The following is a 21,350-nucleotide window of genomic DNA, read 5'->3' as shown; positions in this document are numbered from 1 at the left end:
CAGTATTCCTTGGTTACGTTCCTACTTTTCCTGTCCATCCGATTTCTGGCTCATGTATTATTTTAAACATAACGATTTGTACTATAAATCGTTTCAGTCCTTCGGCTTTTGCCTACTATGACATCATCTGACTCCCTCTCCAAACCTTTTCCGACCATACCTTTCAGTATGTGAGTAGGGTCTCCCGAGGTAAGACACTAATCTTTCATCCCACAACCTCTTGATTTACAACTTCGGTATACGTTTACCATTAGGGCTTCGGTTTGCCTTGCAACCTTACCCACCTAATCGCCTTATCAAGTTTCTGTACGTAGGTTCAAGGATTTTGCTATACCACTTCCTCCATCCATACCATTACTGATACCGACTTGTGGTTCGCTACACTTGGCGGTAAATACCCGTGACTGGACTTGCACCAGTAAGATTAGTACCATGCTCGGCGCACAAGCGAAAGCCAGCGCCTTGAGACGCTGGCCTAGCATTAAAGGCTTATAGCCGTCCTACGAGCCACCCGTTTCACGGGTGGGGGCGACTCAAGGTACTCATGTTCTACCGTTTACTTTTCAAGTATATTACAGAGCAAGACTATTAGAAAACTTATCTGAAGATGATAAATTAGTACCTGTTTTTGATTTGCTAGACTTAATCAAATAGAAGTAGCAAAATTAGAAATTTATTTAAAAATAATAATAAAAAAGTTTAAAATATCAGAAAAAAACAATTTAAATATGCACAAAAAAGAATGCTTAATTTACTACATATTAGCTAAAGTTAATATGAATACTAATATATATATTGACAATATGAAACGATTAGATTACTATAAAGAAAAAATAAACGCGTGTTTATAAGGAAAAAAATATGAATAGTGAAGAAATAGCAAAACTTGCTAATGTATCTAGGAGTACAGTTTCAAGGGTAGTAAACAATTATAAAAATGTACCTGAGACAACGAGAAAAAAAGTTCAAGATGTCATTGATAAATATGGATATACACCTAGTTCCTCTGCAAGAACTCTCGCTGGTAAATCTAATGATATTATTGGTTTGTTCATTGCAGACATTGACCATACAAATAATAATATGAAATGGGTTGGAATAAATTCTCCATACAATTCAGAATTATTATCAAAAGTTATTCAAAGTTGTAAAAAACGAGGATACATGGTTCTTGTCAATACTATTACAAAAGAAGAAGAATGTAGACAGCTTGAACAACACTTTAAGAATAGAATGCTTTTTGGAGGAATTTTTGTAGGTTTTCCTTATCATATGAAGGCATTAGAGGAGATATCAGAAAAAAAATATAACATGGTTTTTATCGACCAATGGCAAAAAAATGATAGTATCGCAAAAAATGTAAACAATGTAAATTGTGATAATGTTAAAGGTGCAAAATTAGTAGTAGAATATCTTATTGAACAAGGACATAGAGATATTGCTTTTGTAAAAGGTGATTACAGATTATCATCATTTGAAAGACTTCAGGGATATAAAGAGGCTCTTACCCAAAATGGAATTCCGATAAATGATGAATTAATTCTAACTGGTGAATACAGAGATGATACAGCTTATAATTCAGTAAAAAAAATGCTTGAAAAAAATAGGCCTACAGCAATTTTTTCAGCAAATGATATTATGGCTTTAGGTGTAGTCAAAGCAATAAAAGAATATAATCTTGATTTTCCTAATGATATAGCTGTTGTTGGATTTGATAATTTACAGTATATGGATTGGAGTAGTTTAAAGCTTACTACAGTAAAAGTAGATATGGATCAACTTGCAGAAAAAGCTGTAGACATGCTATTTAGTGGTGAAAAAGGAATTTATGAATTGTTACAGCCAGAGTTAGTTATAAGAGATAGTGTGCCTAAAATAAAATAAAAAAAGTCTTTTGACTTTTTTTTTAACATATTATAAACGCGCGTTCACTAAAGAGAATTTTAGATTTTTAATAAATATTAGTATTTTTAAAAGTATAAAAATTGTAAGTATATAAAATAGATAGATTATTTATAGCATAAGTTTTAAAAAATTATTGTAATATTAATAAATTATAGATAAGGAGTTATAAAAATGGGCTTGTTTAAAAGAAAAGTTGAAATTAGTTGTCCTATTGGTGGCAAAGTCTCACCATTGGAATATTGTCCAGATAATGTTTTTTCAAAAGGAATTACTGGAGAAGGTTGTGTAATCTTTCCAACTGATAATAAAGTATATGCACCATTTGATGCAAAGATAGAGTTTGTTTTTGATTTAAAACATGCATTAGTATTAAAAGATCAAGGTATTGAATGTTTAATACATGTTGGCTTAGATACAAATATTTTAAGAGGAGAGGGATTTGAAGTATTTGTTGAACCAAATCAAAATGTAAAAAAAGGAGAACTTTTATTACAATTTGATTTTCAAATTTTGAAGAAAAATAAATGTATTGATGTAACACCTTTAGTTTTTACTAATTTAAATAGAAGAGATATAACTGTAAATAAGTATGGTATGGTTGAAGCAAATGAACCATTTATTACAATAGAAAGGAAATGATAGATATGAGTAATAAAGGATTATCTTTAAAAGAAAAATATTCTTATGGTATTGGAGCAGTTGGTAAAGATATGTGTTGCGGAATTATCTTTACATATTGTATGTTATATTTTACAGATGTATTAAGACTATCAGCATCATTTGTTGGGACATTATTCTTTTTAGCAAAGTTTTGGGATGCTGTTAATGATTTAGGTATGGGAATGATAATTGATAACACACGTACAAGATGGGGAAAATTTAGACCTTGGTTAGCTATTGGAACAATTATAAATGCAGTTGTTCTTGTATGTTTATTTACAAATTGGAATTTATCTGGAACAGCTTTGTATGTTTTTGCTGCTGTTATGTATGTAGTTTGGGGGATGACTTATACAATTATGGACATACCATATTGGTCAATGCTTCCTAATTTAACATCAGACCCTGAAGAAAGAGATAAAATTGCTGTAGTTCCAAGAATATTTGCTTCTATAGGTGGTTCTTTATTAGTAGGTGGATTTGGTTTGCAAATAATGGATTATTTAGGAAAAGGAAATGCACAAGATGGATTTACACGTTTTGCATGGTTGATAGCTATTGTGTTTATAGTAACTGTTGGCATTACAGTTTTAAATGTTAAATCAGCTGACCGTAGTGAAACTAAAAAACAGGAAAAAACTTCTTTTAAACAAATGGTAGATGTAATTAGAAAAAATGACCAATTAATTATAGCTATATTAACTATTTTAACATTTAACTTTGCTATTAATTGTATAAATGGTGTACAGACTTATTATTTTATATATGTTACAGGTGATAAAGGTTTATTTTCAATATTTACAATGTTTGCTGCATTTGCAGAAATATTTGGTTTAATTATTTTCCCCAAATTAGCAAAGAAAATATCTAAAACACAAGTTTATTTCTTTGCAAGTGGTATACCTGTTATTGGTTTAATAGTACTTTTTATTGCAGGAATAGTTGCACCACAGAGTTATATTTTAACAGCAATTGCAGGAATTTGTGTAAAATTAGGTTCTGGTTTACAGCTTGGAACAGTTACAGTTGTATTAGCAGATGTTGTTGAATATGGTGAATATAAATTAGGAACACGTAATGAATCAGTTATATTTTCAATTCAGACATTGTTGGTAAAATTTGCATCAGCAATGGGGGCATTATTTACAGGTTTTGCATTAGATGCAACAGGATATATTCCAGATGCTGTACAATCTGCCTCTACATTAAATGGTATGCGTATTATTATGATTGGGTTACCTATTATATTTGTTATATTAAGTTTTATAATATATAAAAAATATTACAAACTTAATTCTGAATATATGAATAGAATTATAAATATAATTTATTTGAAAAAAACTGAAGCTAATGAAGATGATATTAATAACGAGTTTGAATTATAAAAAGCTGTTTGTTCTGATTGATTTAATTTAGAAAGGAAAAAATATGATAGTATATAACGAAAAACAAAAATATTTCAATTTAAGTAATAAATATATAAGTTATATTATGAATATTATGGATAATGGTCAAATTGGACATTTATATTATGGCAATAAGATTAGTGAGAATATATCTGTAAGTCATATGTTTAGACAACGTGGTTGTATTCTTGCACCTTGTACATATAAGAATAATCTTGATTTTTCTTTAGAACTTATGAGACAAGAATATCCAGCTTATGGTACAGGAGATTATAGAGAGCCGGCTTATCAACTTAGAATGAAAGATGGAAGCAGAATTACTAACTTTATTTATAAAACCCACAAGATTTATTCTGGAAAGAAAAAACTTGAAGGACTTCCAGCAACTTTTGGAGATGAAAAAGATGTAACAACATTGGACATAATTTTAGAAGATAGCCTTATAAACTGTCAGTTAATTTTATCATATAGCATATTTGAAGATTTACCTGTTATAGTAAGAAGTGCTAACTTTATAAATATGGGTGATAATGATTTGTATTTAGAGAGAGCATTGTCAATGTCTATTGATTTCTTTGACTCTGAATATGATATGGTTCAGCTTGATGGAGCTTGGAGTAGAGAGAGACATGTTCATATAAGAAAACTTGAAAAGGGTAAACAGAGTATTTCCAGTTCAAGAGGAGCAAGCAGTGCATCTCACAATCCATTCTTTGCATTAAAGAGAAAAAATACAACAGAAACAACGGGAGAAATATATGGTTTCACACTTATTTACAGTGGAAATTTTATAGCTCAATCAGAAGTTGATGATTATGATGTAACAAGAGCTATGATTGGAATAAATCCTTTTGAGTTTGAGTGGAAGCTTAAAAAAAATGAAAGTTTTCAAACTCCAGAAGCTGTAATAGTATATAGCAATAGTGGTATGAATGGTATGAGCCAAACTTTCCACAGTTTATTTAAAAATCATTTAATTAGAAGTAAATGGGCTAATAAAGTAAGACCAATTCTTATTAATAACTGGGAAGCAACATATTTTGATTTTACAGAGGAAAGTATACTTAAAATTGCAGAGAAAGCCAAAAGTCTTGGTATAGAATTGTTTGTTCTTGATGATGGTTGGTTTGGTGAAAGAAATAATGATAGTACTTCCCTTGGGGATTGGGACGTAAATTACAAAAAATTACCTAATGGAATAGATGGTCTTGCAACAAAAATAAACGATTTAGATATGATGTTTGGTTTATGGTTTGAGCCTGAAATGGTGAGCGAGATAAGTTCACTCTACGAAAAACACCCTGAATGGGCAGTTTCAGTTCCAAATAGAAATATGACCTATGGCAGAAATCAGTTTGTTTTAGATTTCTCAAATGATGAGGTTGTAGAGTATATTTACAATAAAATGGCTGATATATTAAACTGTGGAAAAATATCATATATAAAATGGGATATGAACAGAAATATAACAGAGGCTTATTCTAAAATACTTCCTAATAATAGACAGAAAGAATTTTTCCATAGATATATATTGGGAGTTTATAAGCTGTATGAAAAACTTACAACTGCATTTCCAGATATTCTTTTTGAGTCTTGTGCAAGTGGTGGTGGGCGTTTTGATGCAGGTATGTTATATTATGCACCACAGGCTTGGACTAGTGATGATACAGATGCAGTAGAACGTCTTAAAATACAGTATGGAACAAGTATGCTTTATCCTATATCATCAATGGGTTCTCATGTTTCAGCTGTACCAAATCATCAGGTTTCAAGAGAAACATCTCTTAAAATGAGAGGAGATGTAGCATATTTTGGTACTTTTGGTTATGAATTAGATGTTACAAAAATGTCAGATGAAGAAATTTCAGAAGTAAAAAAACAAATAGAGTATTTTAAAAACTATAGAGAAGTTATACAGTTGGGAGATTTTTATCGTTTACAAAATGGAGAAAACGGAAGATTTGCTTGGATGTGTATTTCGAAAGATAAGAGTACAGCCGTTGTTGCTTTCTATAAAGTTTTGGCACAGCCTAATCCTTCATTAAAGAAAATATGCCTTGAAGGTCTTATTCCATACGGAGAATATTATTGTGAAGAAACAAAAGAAACTTATTTTGGTGATGAGCTTATGAATTTTGGATTAATCTGTGAAACTGAATTTACAGGACTTATACAGGAAGACTCATATAAAGGAGTTTATCATTCTGGTACAGATAAAGGAGATTTTACTTCTTTTGTATATACGTTTAAGTTAAAATAATCTGATAATCCTTTAAATATAAAATTTTTTGTAACTATTCAGAACCAGCTTTACTCAAAGATGAAATCAGGGTGACCTGTGATCGCATTTTTGATTGCTTCGTAAGCATTGTATCCCTGTTTATATGCCGTGCCTACGTAGGACATGATTTTTAGATAATCTCTGGCACCTCCCTCAGTTCGGAAGCATCCAGATACTTTGGTCTTGACCTTTATCATCCAAAGATCACGTTCTGCCTGGTTGTTATCAAACGGGACATTGAAGTTATGGATAAAAAGGCAGACTGAGGCCTTGTAATTCGCAAGGCGTTCTACAAGGGCAAGGATTTTTCCTTTTTTCTTCCGACCACGTTTTTTCTCCGGGGTTTCGGGAAGTGGATTTTCCTTCCGAGCCTGTTCGATAAGTTCATCATACTTTTTATCAAACTTATGATAGTGATAATAGCTCAGAAAGTCCTTACCTTTCTCTACAGCTTTGTCTTTGACCTTTTTCATTTCCAGTAAAAGGTCTATAAATGCAGATGCCCACTTCTGCTCAGGATGATTTTCATCAATCCCCGTTAATTCACGGAGAAGATGGGCACAGCAGACTGCATGCTGAATATCCGAATAATTCCAGTAGGAAGCCCAGCAGTCATGCATAGCAATCCCTTTGAATTCCGGGAGAACACCGCATTGTTCCATGCCTGCATTTCCACGTTTGGGACTGATATCAAGATAGGTGTACTCACAGTTTGAGGCATCATGAACCCACCAGAGTTTTTTATCCACTCTGGTTCCTGTTTCATCGAAATGTCCAAGTGCGGAACCGATCATTTTATCCTTGATCTTACCTACTGTTTCACTCAGACTGTCAGCGCATCTTTTTACCATGCTGCTGATTGTTCCTGTTGCAATTGGAATGTTAAATACTCCGGAAAGAATCTCATGGGTGCGTTTGATGCTGACTGCACCTACGGTATTTAGCGCAACAGCTAATGACTGAAGGTTTTCGCCATACTGTACGGCTGCTTTTACATCAGAAGGGAAAGCACCTCTGCGTGTATCTCCATACCGCATACAGATTGGAAGTTCCAGTGCTTGATGCTCCGTTACATTGACTGTAACAACCGCATCAATAATATGGCGTTTCTATGCAATGCATGCAGTGCCCCTGCATATCTGATAATGTGGGCATTCTTCACATGCGGAAGGCATATGTTTGACTATTTCATCCGGAGCTGTTATTACCGCTAAATGCGTCCCCTGATGTCCGTTCTGTCCACCAACCTTTTTACCGGATGGTTTTCGTAGACTTTTTGGGGCAGGCTTTTTGAAACCATCACTTGAAGGTGGTTTGGAACTGTTTTTGGAGTTCTTATTAAGCTGTTCTTTTAGTTCCTGTATCGTCTGATTGAGTTGAGCGATTAGCTGTGTTTGCGCATTGATTGTAGCATTCAGGGAATCTACAGTTGATGTTAATGAATTAACCTGCTGTAATAACTGCTTATTCATTTCATCTTTTGTCAATCAGACCACCTTCTTCCGTTAAAATTTGATACTTCTATTTTAACGGAAAATGGGGTAAAAAGCGAATCGTAAGATTTTGGCATACTGTCAAAATGATGGTGGATAACCAGAAAAAATCAGAGATTAAATGCTGATAACATTCGGATAAAATCCACAAAAATGCTGTTATCTGGATAAAACTAAGAAGTTATGTTTCAGTAATCCACAAACCCAAAGTACTTGGCCGTCAAACTGAAAAATTATCCACATTTTACACTAAAACGATGACGAAACAGAAATTTTATTTTCTCTGTTTTGCCGAAAAATCAAGATGTACTTAACGGGGTACTGAATAGTTACGTAGATTATTACAATCTTGATGTTATTATTTCTGTTGGTTATCGTGTAAAATCAAAACGAGGAACACAGTTCAGAATCTGGGCAACTGGGATTTTAAAAGAATACATGAGAAAAGGTTTTGCTTTAGATGATGATCGTTTGAAAAATCTGGGTGGCGGTGGATATTTCAAGGAATTGTTGGAGAGAATCCGTGATATTCGTGCATCCGAGAAAGTGTTTTATCGTCAGATTCTGGAAATTTATGCAACGAGTATAGATTATGATCCGAAAGCGGAAATATCCATTGTATTTTTCAAAAAAGTGCAAAACAAAATTCACTACGCAATTCATGGACAAACTGCAGCAGAAGTAATCTATAACAAAGCAGATGCAGAAAAAGAATTACGTGCAATGGGACAGCTGGTATCGGGATATCTTGATTTTGCAGAACGTCAGGCAGAACGAGAACAGGCTATGACAATGAGGAACTGGGCAGAGCATCTGGATCGGATTCTGACAATGAGCGGTGAACAGCTTTTGCAGGGGAATGGAAGTATATCACACAAACAGGCTGTTGATAAAGCAAGCAGCAATACCATCAATCTTGACGGTAACGCTGCCTTTATAATCCATCAGCATGTTGTAGATCTGGGCAGCTGCAACACAGTCACCACCTGGTGAATTGATCCAGACAGTGATATCGCCAGAGCCACTTAAGAGCTCCTCTTTAAAAAGGGCCGGTGTGATATCATCGTCAAACCAGCTTTCCTCGGCGATGGTTCCGTTCAGGAACAGTGTTCTTGTTGTCACTGTTTCCTGTGTCTCCTGATTCGTCTGTGTCTGATTTTTCCAGTTAAAGAACGTTGCCAACGATTACTTGACAGTAACTCCTCCGTGTGTCTACGCTTAGATCACTTGTAGAATAATAAATAAAATGCTATTATTAATAAATAATCTAACAAAAATGATATAAAGGAGAAGGACATGACACTAAAACATCTAAAGATTCAAGCGCAGATGAGCTTTATTCTAGAGAGGTTCACATTCTGGCATGTGTTGAAGAATTAGATAAGATCATCCGAAATAACAGTGAAATAGAAGAACTGTGTATTGGTGGAACAATGACAATGGGAAATTTTATACTTCCGACAGCCATTTCGGAATTCTGTAAGCTCTTTCCGACAGTTAAAGTGAAAGCGGTCGTGTCAAATAGTTCAGATATATAACAGAGAATCCTGGATAATCGATTGGATTTTGCTCTCATTGAGGAAAATATTAATAATGAATATTTGGAAAAAGAATATCTTCGCATCGATTACATGTGCGTAATTCTCCCCAAGGAACATCCGCTTTTTGGGAAAAAAGAATCTATATGAAAGATATTGTGGAATATCCAGTGCTCTTACGTGAAGAAGGAAGTGCCAATCGTACTTATTTAAAACATGTTTTTGCAATGTATGATATTGCAATTGATCCCGTTTGGGAAAGTGCAAATCCACAGGCGTTAATCAACGCAGTGGAGAAAGAACTTGGAATCTTTATTTTGCCGGAAAAATTGATGAAGCGTGATTTGTTGGAAGGAGGAATAGAATCTCGAAAATTACAGGATGAAGAATTGACATGTAAGGCATATTTGATTTGGCATCGGCAAAAAAATATGTCTGAGGAGTTAAAGAACTTAAAGGAAGTATGTAAAAATATAACGGAGAGGGAGTGGTAGTATGCTGCAAACAGTTTTGATCAAACCGGCATCCGGACTTTGCAATATGCAATGTGATTACTGTTTTTATTGTGATGAAGCTGCCAAAAGGGACGTTGCATCGTATGGAATGATGGAAATCGAAACCATTGAAAATATAATTCGTAAAGTTTTAAAGCAAGGAAAAGGAAATATCTGCTTTGCATTTCAAGGTGGTGAACCGACCTTGAGAGGACTAGAATTTTTTGAAAAGGTCATCAAATTCGAACATAAATACAATATCCATAAATGTGAAATCTTAAACACCTTGCAAACTAATGGATTCTGTGTAGATGACAAGTGGTGTCGTTTCTTAAAAAAACATGAATTTTTGTTAGGAGTTTCAGTGGATGGAACGGAAACACTTCATAATTTGCATCGGCATGACAAAAACGGAGCAGATACTTATCAAAAAGTCAGAGATAGTATTGCAATGTTCGAGAAGTACCAAATCGAATATAATATTTTAACGGTTGTAAATCGTCAGGTAGCTGAGAATGTGAAAGAAATATACAAAGAATACAAACAAAATGGATGGAAATATCAACAGTATATTACCTGCTTAGATCCATTTGGGGAACCGCAGGGACAGAGACCTTATTCGCTTACACCAGAAATTTATGGACAGTTTCTCATTGATTTATTTCAGTTATGGTATAAAGATTGGAGAAGAGGAAAAGCTCCCTATATTCGCCAGTTTGAAAATTATGTTGGTATTTTGTTGGGATATCCGCCGGAATCTTGTGAGCAGAGAGGAATTTGCAGTGTACAATGCGTAACAGAAGCAGATGGTAGTGTATATCCATGTGATTTCTACGCGATGGATGCGTACCGACTAGGAAATTTTAATACAGATCAAATCACAGACTTCTTTGAACGAAAGGAATCAAAGCAGTTTGTAGAAGAATCGAAAAAATGGAGCGAGCAATGTAAACAATGTGAATATTTTTCGCTTTGTCGTTCAGGATGCAGAAGAAGCAGAGTAGGAGAAAAAGATGCAGGTACTTATCGAAACTATTTTTGCGAAGGGTATCGCAAATTTTTCCAAGTATGTGGAGCGAATCTTATGGAAATTGCAAAATATGTGAGCGAAGAAAGATCATGAAAGAGAGGCAAATGGGTCTGGAAGCAAAAGCAGAGAAAACAAAATATTGATTTGCAGATGCAATGAAGAATTGTATGAGAAGAACGCCTCTAGAGAAAATTACAGTCAAAGAAATTGTAGAAGTTTCTGAATCGACAAGACAAACTTTTTATCCTCATTTTAAGGATAAATACGATTTAATCAATTGGTATTTTGATAAAATTTTATTAGACTCTTTTGAACATATGGGATAGGGAAAGACCATATATGAGTCATTGTTTTTATCGGCGGTGTGAAACGTTGGATCTGTTGACAAACTAGAGAAAAATGGCTTTCTGTATGGTATACTTATTATATCAATTGCAGGAGGTCATTTCTTATGATGGGAAAACAAAGCGGACAACTCCAGATGGTAATCCTTGATATAGATTCCATGATTCCAGAAGATCATCTTCTGAGACGAATTAAAAACTGTGTAAATTTTGATTTTATATATGAAAAGGCAGCTTCCTGTTATTCCCATGTTGGCAGAAAATCTATCGATCCCGTTGTTACGATAAAAATGCTGCTGATTGGTTATCTTTATGGGATCAAATCAGAGCGGAGGCTTGAAGAGGAAGTATCTCTTAACCTTGCTTACCGCTGGTTTTGTGAAATTGATCTTATGCATACGGGCTGCTTTTCCGGGTATTACCGGCTTATCCGGATATTTGTGTTCTAATGCCTGGATACCTGTCATCTCATCTACGGATATAGTATGGCCGCCTTTTTCACGGACTTCTTCTGCCTCATGGTAAACAGTACAGATTTCATTCACTTTTTCTGCAAAGGTTTCCGGAGAATCCACTTTCTCGGAGGAATGAAGCCAGTAACGGATGAGATGTGGGTGGATTTCCCCCATATTAAAAAAACGGCTTACCGTTTTGGCAGATATGGAATCCACAATCCCTTCCTTGATTACAGCGTCCACAAGCAGATTAAGACTCCAGTGACTGACCTCATATCCAAATTCCTGCGGATCACGGCAGGCAATCTCGAGGATTTTGATGATCTGCTCATCTGTGTAATGTGAGGGCTGTCCTGGACGTGGGCAATCATTAAGGAAGGAAGAAACGGCTTCTTCCAGATGGGAAGTTTTTTTTCGGCAACCTCCTGAAAAAGAGGAAGACTTTTGAGGAAACGTCCCCGCCACGCTGTACCTGGCGGGCTGGAAATGTCCTGCTTTTTGCAAATTGGAAAGAATGTGGCGGATGTCTTCTGGTATTTTAACAGGGGCAGCAACAAATGGCATATGAATGATCTCCTTGCGTTTTCTTTTAATTATTCCATATATTAGAAATATTTTCCATAGAAATATTATTCAAAAATTAATGCAATTTTGTACTAGGCTTGAAAAAGGAGCTGGAGTTATTAGGAATCCAAGATTATACAGCTATACGTGAATATCAGAACAATGCAATGAAAAAAGGATTCTGTTATGAGGAAGAAACAGATCGCTTTGTATGTAGACAGGGAGAATATTTAGGATTTCAGAAATTACTTTATAAAAAGTCAACGCAGAACTATTACCGTCTATATAGCCGTTCAAAAAAACAATGTAAAAACTGTCCGTATTTTTCAGCCTGTGCCACGGATCTGGGTACAGTCAGAATCAATGCGAGTCCTTATTATCCCTCTTTTTATCGAAATGGCAAGAAAGTAGGGAACAGTGATTATCTGAGGATCATGAGGCTTAGGAAGATATGGGCAGAAGGAACCTTCGCAGTTTTAAAACGAGAACATAAATTGAATAAAATCCAGAAAAGAGGCCTTCAGAAAGCGATAGAAGAATGCCTCTTATCGGTAACGGCATTAAATCTAAAACGGCTGGTAAAAGCGGTTTGAATAACCGAATTTACCAGCTGTTTTATGAATGTTAAAAAAAACATGCAGAAACAGACAATGAAAAAGTGAGTTTTTTCCATAGGCTCAGCTAGTCCAAGAAAATGTCCGCACCTCCGGCTCTTAATATATAATTGTACCGCTTTAAATATAGAGATGGAGGAAGTTTGAGTTAGCAATTAAAGGTTTTCGAAAATTTGAGGGAAATAACGATAATATCCTTTTCCATATTTTCGGGATTTTTTATGCATTTCGGTATATAACACATATGCTTTTTTCTTTGCTTCTTCTTGATCTGCAATAAGTAAACGATATTCATTTTCGGAAAGCAGTGTATAATCGCTGAAAAGTTTTAAATGAATTGTGAAATACTCTCTTGCATCAGCAGGCAGTGTAAAGTGTAATGCTTTGAAACTCTTTGAAGAATTCATCTTTACAGACACATCAAATACCTCGGAATGAATGGTGTTTCCGAAACAGTCTTTCACTTCGCAGACATAATGTAAGTCAGGGAATTCCTTGTAGTAATCGTTGATTATATATAAGTTTCCGGAAAAATTCTCATTGGGAAGCCATCTTCGTTTGGAAAACTCCAAAGAAGGAAGGAGTGGCTGATAGGACCGTTTGACATAGTCAAAAGATTTTTTCTTGGTACCATAGTAATCAATAATATCCCATTTGATAATTGGCCAATTTGTTATAAAATGACACAAAGCAACGCCACTTACGTGTGGTTTCTGGCGACGGAAATGTTCCAAGGCAAACTGTGCCACAGTACCCTGAGAAATCTGTGTTGCTTCAACAAATTCCTCCAGAGATCCCATTCTGGTATCGCCAAACACTTCATAATTTAAATTTTTAAGAACATCAATATCCGCCGCGTGATATCCCCAGCTCAATCCCATAGGCCATAATTCGTTTTGAGGAATGAATTTTCTGAGACTTTCCACATTTGGAGCGGAAGCAGCTGTAAGTTCGGGAATAATACAATAATCCAGATTCGGATAATAATCTTCCATAAAAATTGCGCCGGCAGCATAGTAATGAGAATTAGCATGAGCGGATTCTTTTGTAGCGTAACCCATGCGTATACCTTCTTTTGAACTCAGAGGGGAAGCATCAGCATAAGGGACGTTAGTTAATTGATTTGTGATTTTTCCAATCATCTGCATCAATGCTTTGTTTCCACTTTCCACATGTGCTTCAGTAAAAAATACTTCTTCGCCCCCCATCCACATGATATTAGAAGGGTGATTTCTTCTGGAAATCACAGAACCCTGAATTTCCTGCGTTACTTTGTCAAGATAGCTTTGATCTGTCCGGAATTCCTGTGTAGCGAACGAAAAATTAGTCCAGACTGTGATACCAAGTTCATCACAGATATCGTAAAATTCTTTGGTTTCTGCAGGATGCCAGCCAAAAATACGTAGATTGTTGATATTCGCTTCTTTGGCGTTTTCCAGAAACATTCTGTATTTTTGAGAGGAATTCCGTCCATAGAAGAAAGACGGCTGTCCACCCCAACAGGCAGAACGCAAAAACATTGTTTTACCATTAATAGTAAATGTCCAGGGAATCTGAGATTCTTCCGATGTGAAACCTGGATTCATCTGCATTGTTACGGTACGAATACCAGTTTTATCGTGGATGGAATCCAGAATGGTTTCATTTACAGTCAGCTGAATCATGAGATTGTAAAGGAATGGTTCACCCAAATCGTAAGGCCACCATAATTTAGGGTCTTCTATATCAAAGGAGCAGGAGATCGTAGAATCACCGGAAGACAAACAAACAGATTGTTTACAGGTGTGTGTAAGATCCTGATCTGCCAATTGAATTTGAAGTTCGCCGTTTAATTCTTCTTGCTGCAGATTTCGGATATTAATATCAAAATGAGCCGTGGCCAGATTGTTATGGATGTCATATTCACATCGATAATTTTCAATAACAGATTTTTGTGTTCCTATCAGTTTTACTGATTGCCAGATTCCAAACGGGATCAGTCCGGTCAGATAATCACCGGCGAAATTATGTTTCATACCAGCGAAATTCTGCTGATTTTTTGGCGGTGGATCTAATTTTACTGTCAACAGATTCACAGGAACATGTGGCTGACTGTAAATAAGATGATCTGTTACAGTAAATGAAAAGGATGAATACATTCCTTCATGCGTTCCTAAATAGATCCCGTTTAACCATACCTCACAGGAATAATCAACACCTTCGAAAACAAGCTGGATATCTTTACCAATCATGTCTTCTTCTACGTTGAAGGCACGATTGTACCACCATTCATATTCCTGTACCCATTTTGCTTTGTGCATGTTTCTTCCGAAATAAGGATCTTCAAGTTCTCCTGCCAAGTACAGATCCGTATAGACGTCTCCTGGAACAGAAGCAGCATTCCAACTGAAATTGTTGCCGGACAATTCGCTTTTTAATAAGTGAATTCCTTCAGCTACTCCCTGTCCAATACGCATTTTTTCCATTTTCCAGTTTCTGCCGCTTAAATCCTGAACGCATCTGCCGGATGTGGTAGAAAGATGCTTCTGCAGTGGCTGCCCTGCTTCTAAAGCGAAGTAATCTTTGTTTGTTTTCATTCAAAAACCTCTTTTCTTTTATCTTATGATATTATATAATACACATATAGAAGAAAAAATAATATATCAAATCGGAGAGGTTTAAACTGTTTTTTTTGCATGATTCGGAGGTTTGAATGGATATACAATTAGAAAGTGTGTTTTCCATGTTTTACCAGCCAGATGAATGTATCAGTGGTTTTTCATACAGCAGTCATGAGATGATTTATTTTTGTAACGGATGCGGGAGAGTAAGAATTAATAAAACTGATTACAAATATGAAAAGAATTCAGTTCTGCTTATGAAAAATACAGATATAAAAGATTATGTGGCAGAAAGTTATACGGAATATATATGTATAAGATTCAAAAGTAAAAAAGAAATTCAAATGTTACAATCCGGAATCTACCCTTTGGGTAATAATATCGCGCATCGATTATTTTTGCGTATCGTGGAAGAATATACTAATAAAAAATTAAGATATTATGATCTGTGTAATGTGATAATTGTGGAAATTTTGATACAACTGGAAAGAGAAAGCAGGGTGGAAAATAAAGATAAGGATATTTACCAGCTGATTAATGAAATAGATTCGAGTCTGATATTTCGGAAAAATGTATTTGATATATCAAAAGAAATGAATTACAATTATGACTATCTACGGCAGAAATTTAAAAAGATCACAGGGGTATCTATTAAAAAATACATTATTCAACAGAGGATTCGAAATGCATGTGCCTTATTGGAAGAAAAGAATTATTCCTGTACAGAAATTGCACAGATGTGTGGATTTGCTTCATCTTCACAGTTCAGCAGAATATTTAAAGAAGAAATGGGATACTCTCCAAAGTTCTATCACGGTGAATAAACGGGAAGAACAATGATGAAAAATGAGAAGCGGAGGTAATGTTATGCCAAGAATAGGAAGGGATTCTGTAGCGACAGCAACGGAAATTTTACTGAACAAAATAGAAAATTATGAAATAAAATCAGGAGATGTGGTTTCTGATGCGGAAATTGCAAAGGAATTAGGAGTCAGTCGTACGCCTGTGAGAGAAGCGATGATGCTTTTGGTTGATAACGGGGTGTTAGAACGAAAAAGATCCAAGTTCATTGTAAGTCCTATTCATCTTGATGATATTATAGAAATCATTGAGGTGCGGGAGGCAATAGAAGTAAAAGTACTGGAAATCATTTTGAATAAAGACAGGGTATCCTTGGAATTTTTAGAAAATATTTCTGAATTACAGAAAAAATTGCGTGAAAATATCATGGTAGGAAATTTGGAAAATATTTTTCAATGTGATCATGAGTTTCATCAAATTCTATTTGAAGCGGCAGGAAACAAACGATTTCTAGACATTAATCACAGGATTAATTTACAGACACAGCGTACGCGATGGCTGACACAGTTAACACCGGAACGTTTTATGGAAACATATAACGAGCATGAACAAATTTTAGCAGCATTGAAGAAAAAAGAAATTGCTCAGGTGAAAGATGCTATGTTATTGCACTTGAAAAAGACAAAAGAGAATTATACTTCTATTTTTTCTAATGAAAAAATTTTTAATATGGTGACTTCTCTTTATAATGAAATGTAAATAAATATGCAAGTTGAGAGGGTATTAATAAAATGAAAAAACAAATTATTTTACTGATGACAGACACAACCAGAAAGGATATGTTAGGGTGTTATGGGGATGAAAGAATGAAGACACCGAATCTGGACAGGCTGGCAGCGCAGGGATTGCGCTATGAAAATGCGTACACGTGTCAACCAGTATGCGGTCCGGCAAGAAGTGCAATTTTTACCGGAGTATTCCCTCATTCAAATGGTATGGTGACTAATTCTGTTGCACTCGGAGATAATGTTAAAACAGTTGGACAAAGACTCAGTGATCATAATATTCATTGTGGATATATCGGGAAATGGCATCTGGATGGTGGAGATTATTTTGGATTGGGAAAATGTCCAGAAGGGTGGGACGAAGAGTATTGGTATGATATGCGCTGTTATCTTGAAGAATTAACTGCAGAAGAGAGAATAAAATCCAGAAAATCAGATACTTCTTATGAGGAGGATATGAGTGAAGATTTTACTTATGCTCATCAGTGTTCAAACCGTGCCCTTGATTTCTTGGAAAAATATAAAGAGGAAGATTTTTTTCTGGTGGTGTCTTATGATGAACCACATGGTCCTAGTTTGTGTCCTGCACCTTATAATACCATGTATTCCGGATTTAAGTTTGCAGATAACCCGAATTTTCAAGATGACTTAAGTAAGAAACCTTTCATGCAAAGATTGTGGGCGGGTGATGCACTTCATTCCAGTATACAGGAAATAAATCGTCCTTCAAAACAATTGGCTTTATTTTTAGGATGTAATTCTTTTGTTGATTATGAAATGGGACGAGTGATAGATAAGATTGATGAATTATTACCTGATGCACTTGTAATTTATACATCTGATCATGGAGATATGTTAGGAGCCCACAGACTTCAAATGAAAAATGCAACCGCGTATAAAGAAGTGGCGAACATACCTTTGATCATACGTGGGGGAGAGAAAGGAAAAGTTATTACAGAGCCGGCATCTCATATCGATCTTACACCGACGATTATGGATTATATGGGACTTCCTGTTCCTAAATTGTTGGAAGGAAAAAGTATGTTGCCACAGATACGAAATCATGAAGAAAAAATTAATGATGAAGTATATCTTGAATTTACACGTTACGAGACGGATCATGATGGTTTCGGAGGATTACAGATGATGCGGGCTGTTGTAAATGAACGTTACAAGCTAGTAATTCATCTTTTGGACAGTGATGAACTGTATGATATGGAAAAAGATCCGTATGAGATACATAATCTTATCAACAACGAAGAATATAGTTGTGTAAGAAATGAACTGCATGATTTGTTGTTGGAACATATGAATCAGACCAGAGATCCTTATCGTGGATATCAGTGGGGTGTCAGACCATGGAGAAAAGATAAAACTGCTCGTTGGGAAAATGATGGTTATACAAGACAAAGAGAAAATGAGGAATATGAGCCCAGGCAATTAGATTATGATACAGGGCTACCTATGATCACAGCGGTGAGAAAAAAGACAACGATGGATGAGAAAAGATAGTATCAGAGAAAAAACGGGATAAAACTTTGGTTTTGACCCGTTTTTTTTTGAAATTAGAGGAAATATAATATACAAAATTAAATATAAAATGGGATAAGAATCAATATTTTATAAATATATGAAAATCCATAATTATGCAAAATACATAAAAAGTGACAAGAAAAATTATGTAAAACATGGAATGTTACAAAAGGTATTGAAAAGAAAAGAAAAATAGAATATAATAAATGTACAAAAACAAGTCAAATAAAATGTTAAATAGGAGGAAAAACAATGAAAAAGAAACTGATAAGTCTACTGGTTGTTACAGCAATGGTAGTAGGATGTATGAGCGGTTGTGGAAGTGAAAACAAGAAATCAGACTCTGCAAATGGTGCAAAAGAGGGAAGCAATGAAATCTCAATGATGATTTTTGAAGATGCAGCTGCTCCGTTTTCTGAAGATTGGCTTTCTTTAAAAATGATTGAAGAGAATGCAGATGTAAAGCTGAATATTCAGTCTGTGCCGGTTTCTGACCAGGCTACGAAAACCCAGGTGGTATTTAATTCCGGGGAGATACCGGACATTGTTACAAAAACATTCCCGAAACCAAAGGATGCTTTGTCCGGTCTGTTGTTGCCAGTCAGTGATTATGTGGATAAACTTCCTAACTTTCAGAAATACCTGAAGGACAACGGTTTGGAAAAATATATGGACAGACAGAGAATGGCAGACGGAAAATACTATATGCTTCCGATTAAAGCAAAAACGGCTACGATTCAGGATCATCAATGGTTGATCAGAAAAGATATTCTGGAGAAAAATAATTTGCCAATGCCAACTACGTTGGAGGAACTGAAAGATGTAGCGTTAAAATTAAAAGAGTTATATCCGGAATCAACACCTATTTCCAATCGTTTCTATACGAACAATATTATGGCAGGAATTGCAGGCGCTTATAATACAATTGCCGGCTGGACATTAGGAGATGGAATGTTTTATGATGAAAAGCAGGATAATTGGGTGTTTGCTCCTACAACTGATAACTGGAAACAGTTTGTTACTTATGCGAGAGAATTATATGCATCAGGAGCGTTAGATCCGGAATTTTCTACACAGGATTCTAGTGTGTACGAACAGAGAATTGCCAAAGGCGAAATATTTATTGTATATGACTGGGCTACAAACTGTAAACTTTTCAATCAGGAAGGAAAGGCTTTTGATGAGAATTTCAATATGGTTGCAATGGCACCTCCTGAAGGTTTAGAAAATGAATATGCATTGCAGTGGAACGGACCATGGGAACAGGCATGGGTACTTCCGGCTACTGTTGCAGAACAGGATAATTTTGAAGCGATATTACGAATGATTGATTGGCTTTATTCAGATGAAGCTATGGTAGCTATGACTTTTGGAGAAGAAGGTACTACATATAAAGTAGAAGATGGAAAGAAAAAGTTTCTGGATGATACGATCAATTATCAATCGGACTATGGTCTTTACGAAAATAATTTCTGTGTAAGATTCGATACCGAATATTATAAGGCTACGCTTCCACAGGAAGTAGTGGATATCTATGATTATTGTGTTGAAAATGACTGTGTACCGCCTGTCAATCCGGCATCTCCGTTGACTCCGGAGCAGATGGATGAAACATCCGCGGTATCGTCTACCCTGGTAGACTATGTAAGTGCATCTTTGGAAGGATTTATTTTTGGAACAATGGATGTAGAAAAAGACTGGGATAGTTTTGTGGAAAAGTGCGAGAATAAAGGCTACAAACAGTTAGAAGAAATGTACAGTGAAGCATGGGCAAATAGATAGACAAAAAGAGTTGAAAACTGTAAAGTAATGAAGGGATACGGTAGCAGTGAATTTGCTGCCGTATCTGATTCATGTAGATAACCGAGTGAAGTTCGGAGGCCTAAAATGAAAAAAAGCAAAAAAAAAGAAAAGAAACCTGGTTTTACAGGCATAAAAGAACTGGGAACCAGTATGAAAAAGAATACAACGTTATATATTTTTTTGATTCTTCCTATTATTTACTTTGTAGTATTTAAGTATATTCCTATGTTTGGAAATATTATTGCTTTTCGTAAATACGTTCCGGGGCAATCATATTTTGGCGTGTCCTGGGAAGGATTCCGGTATTTTGAAATGTTTTTAAAGGATGAGGCTTTCTGGAATGCCTTTAAAAACACGGTAGTTCTGAGTGGTATCAGTTTACTGATCTGTTTTCCGATACCGATTATTTTTTCACTTCTTTTGAATGAATTAATGCAAAAGAAATTTAAAAAAGTAGTGCAGTCTGTTACGATTATTCCTCGATTTCTTTCTGTGGTCGTTGTAGTGGCAATGATGAATGCCATGTTATCACCATCTACAGGAATTGTAAACAGAATCATAGAATATTTTGGCGGAGAGGCCATTTATTTTATGAATGATCCTTTCTGGTTTCGAATTATTTACATATGCTCTGAATTATGGCAGTTTGTAGGATGGAATTCGATTATTTATATGGCGGTTCTTTCTTCTGCAGATCAGGAACAGTATGAGGCAGCTATGGTAGATGGAGCGGGAAAAATTAAACAGGCCATTCATATTACACTCCCGATTATGTTGCCTACGATTGCCATTAATCTGATAATTTCTCTGGGAAATATCCTGAATATAGGTTTTGAAAAGGTACTTCTTATGTATACTCCAACAACATATGAAACAGCAGACATTATTCAGACGTTTGTATATCGTATTGGTCTTATGGGCGCTAATTATAGTTATGGTACTGCAGTTGGATTATTCCAGGGAGTAATCAGTCTGACATTATTGTGGATGGCAAATCGTATTACGAATAAACGCTGGGGATGCGGATTGTGGTAGGAGGACAAT

17 protein-coding genes and 2 pseudogenes are annotated in these 21,350 nt (G+C 35.3%); 14 read left to right on the top strand and 5 right to left on the bottom strand.

Annotated features, from left to right (window positions below):
* Positions 1-861 precede the first annotated feature (861 nt).
* From DWZ38_RS14570 to DWZ38_RS14555, 4 genes are all read left to right on the top strand, one after another.
* On the top strand, positions 862-1,884 hold the full coding sequence (locus DWZ38_RS14570; protein WP_117853747.1) for a LacI family DNA-binding transcriptional regulator: 1,023 nt from the start codon (positions 862-864) through the stop codon (positions 1,882-1,884).
* Positions 1,885-2,076: 192 nt separating this feature from the next.
* Positions 2,077-2,544 (top strand): PTS glucose transporter subunit IIA, encoded by a 468-nt coding sequence (locus tag DWZ38_RS14565; RefSeq protein WP_117853745.1) that lies wholly within the window; start codon positions 2,077-2,079, stop codon positions 2,542-2,544.
* A 5-nt stretch (positions 2,545-2,549) separates the two neighbouring features.
* On the top strand, positions 2,550-3,950 hold the full coding sequence (gene melB / locus DWZ38_RS14560) for a melibiose:sodium transporter MelB (protein WP_117853743.1): 1,401 nt from the start codon (positions 2,550-2,552) through the stop codon (positions 3,948-3,950).
* A 43-nt stretch (positions 3,951-3,993) separates the two neighbouring features.
* Positions 3,994-6,231, top strand: coding sequence for an alpha-galactosidase (locus tag DWZ38_RS14555; protein ID WP_117853740.1), 2,238 nt, complete (start codon positions 3,994-3,996; stop codon positions 6,229-6,231).
* 50 nt (positions 6,232-6,281) lie between these two features.
* Here DWZ38_RS14555 and DWZ38_RS14550 read toward each other — a convergent pair whose 3' ends face one another.
* Both DWZ38_RS14550 and DWZ38_RS22500 read right to left on the bottom strand, forming a co-directional pair.
* A complete protein-coding gene (locus tag DWZ38_RS14550; RefSeq protein WP_347519902.1) occupies positions 6,282-7,349 on the bottom strand; it encodes an IS66 family transposase in 1,068 nt (355 codons plus the stop codon).
* Positions 7,350-7,361: 12 nt separating this feature from the next.
* The gene (locus DWZ38_RS22500; RefSeq protein ID WP_117853736.1) at positions 7,362-7,739 is read right to left on the bottom strand and encodes a DUF6444 domain-containing protein; all 378 of its coding nucleotides are present in this window, start codon (positions 7,737-7,739) and stop codon (positions 7,362-7,364) included.
* Between the two features lie 339 nt (positions 7,740-8,078).
* On the opposite strand from DWZ38_RS22500, the pseudogene rhuM reads away from it, so the two are divergent.
* Positions 8,079-8,645, top strand: a pseudogene (gene rhuM, locus DWZ38_RS14540) (RhuM family protein); the annotation flags it as partial.
* Here rhuM and DWZ38_RS14535 read toward each other — a convergent pair.
* Positions 8,643-8,867 (bottom strand): annotated as a pseudogene (locus tag DWZ38_RS14535) (ATP-dependent Clp protease proteolytic subunit); the annotation flags it as partial. The pseudogenes rhuM and DWZ38_RS14535 sit on opposite strands and share 3 nt — an antisense overlap.
* Before the next feature lie 511 nt (positions 8,868-9,378).
* Between DWZ38_RS14535 and DWZ38_RS14530 the strand changes: the two are divergent.
* The 3 genes from DWZ38_RS14530 (at position 9,379) to DWZ38_RS14520 (ending at position 11,133) form a co-directional block, all read left to right on the top strand.
* Positions 9,379-9,777, top strand: coding sequence for a substrate-binding domain-containing protein (locus DWZ38_RS14530; protein ID WP_347519869.1), 399 nt, complete (start codon positions 9,379-9,381; stop codon positions 9,775-9,777).
* 1 nt (position 9,778) lies between these two features.
* Positions 9,779-10,900 carry an anaerobic sulfatase maturase gene (locus DWZ38_RS14525; protein WP_117853732.1) on the top strand — a complete coding sequence of 374 codons (1,122 nt, stop codon included), beginning with the start codon at positions 9,779-9,781 and terminating at the stop codon, positions 10,898-10,900.
* 62 nt (positions 10,901-10,962) lie between these two features.
* Positions 10,963-11,133, top strand: a complete 171-nt coding sequence (locus tag DWZ38_RS14520) for a hypothetical protein (protein ID WP_347519866.1) — start codon at positions 10,963-10,965, stop codon at positions 11,131-11,133.
* 341 nt (positions 11,134-11,474) lie between these two features.
* On the opposite strand, the gene DWZ38_RS22850 is transcribed toward DWZ38_RS14520, so the two are convergent.
* Positions 11,475-12,170, bottom strand: coding sequence for a helix-turn-helix domain-containing protein (locus DWZ38_RS22850; protein WP_243000277.1), 696 nt, complete (start codon positions 12,168-12,170; stop codon positions 11,475-11,477).
* Between the two features lie 98 nt (positions 12,171-12,268).
* Here DWZ38_RS22850 and DWZ38_RS22845 point away from each other — a divergent pair, with 98 nt between their 5' ends.
* On the top strand, positions 12,269-12,763 hold the full coding sequence (locus DWZ38_RS22845; protein WP_243000276.1) for a transposase: 495 nt from the start codon (positions 12,269-12,271) through the stop codon (positions 12,761-12,763).
* A gap of 176 nt (positions 12,764-12,939) precedes the next feature.
* Here DWZ38_RS22845 and DWZ38_RS14500 read toward each other — a convergent pair whose 3' ends face one another.
* Positions 12,940-15,360 (bottom strand): sugar-binding domain-containing protein, encoded by a 2,421-nt coding sequence (locus DWZ38_RS14500; protein WP_117853725.1) that lies wholly within the window; start codon positions 15,358-15,360, stop codon positions 12,940-12,942.
* 116 nt (positions 15,361-15,476) lie between these two features.
* Between DWZ38_RS14500 and DWZ38_RS14495 the strand changes: the two genes are divergently transcribed.
* The 5 genes from DWZ38_RS14495 (at position 15,477) to DWZ38_RS14475 (ending at position 21,341) form a co-directional block, all read left to right on the top strand.
* Positions 15,477-16,208 (top strand): helix-turn-helix transcriptional regulator, encoded by a 732-nt coding sequence (locus DWZ38_RS14495; protein ID WP_117853723.1) that lies wholly within the window; start codon positions 15,477-15,479, stop codon positions 16,206-16,208.
* Between the two features lie 43 nt (positions 16,209-16,251).
* On the top strand, positions 16,252-16,944 hold the full coding sequence (locus DWZ38_RS14490; protein ID WP_178105346.1) for a GntR family transcriptional regulator: 693 nt from the start codon (positions 16,252-16,254) through the stop codon (positions 16,942-16,944).
* A gap of 32 nt (positions 16,945-16,976) precedes the next feature.
* Positions 16,977-18,482 (top strand): sulfatase-like hydrolase/transferase, encoded by a 1,506-nt coding sequence (locus DWZ38_RS14485; RefSeq protein ID WP_117853719.1) that lies wholly within the window; start codon positions 16,977-16,979, stop codon positions 18,480-18,482.
* A gap of 273 nt (positions 18,483-18,755) precedes the next feature.
* Entirely contained in the window at positions 18,756-20,285 is a 1,530-nt protein-coding gene (locus tag DWZ38_RS14480; RefSeq protein WP_117853716.1) for an extracellular solute-binding protein, read from the top strand.
* A 105-nt stretch (positions 20,286-20,390) separates the two neighbouring features.
* Positions 20,391-21,341 (top strand): ABC transporter permease subunit, encoded by a 951-nt coding sequence (locus DWZ38_RS14475; protein ID WP_117853714.1) that lies wholly within the window; start codon positions 20,391-20,393, stop codon positions 21,339-21,341.
* Positions 21,342-21,350 lie beyond the last annotated feature (9 nt).

Origin of the sequence: Ruminococcus sp. AF31-8BH, from assembly GCF_003460605.1 — a bacterium.
Lineage (GTDB): Bacteria > Bacillota > Clostridia > Lachnospirales > Lachnospiraceae > Blautia_A > Blautia_A acetigignens.
The sequence above is the reverse complement of the archived record's forward strand: the minus strand, read 5'-3'. Positions and strand labels throughout refer to the sequence as shown.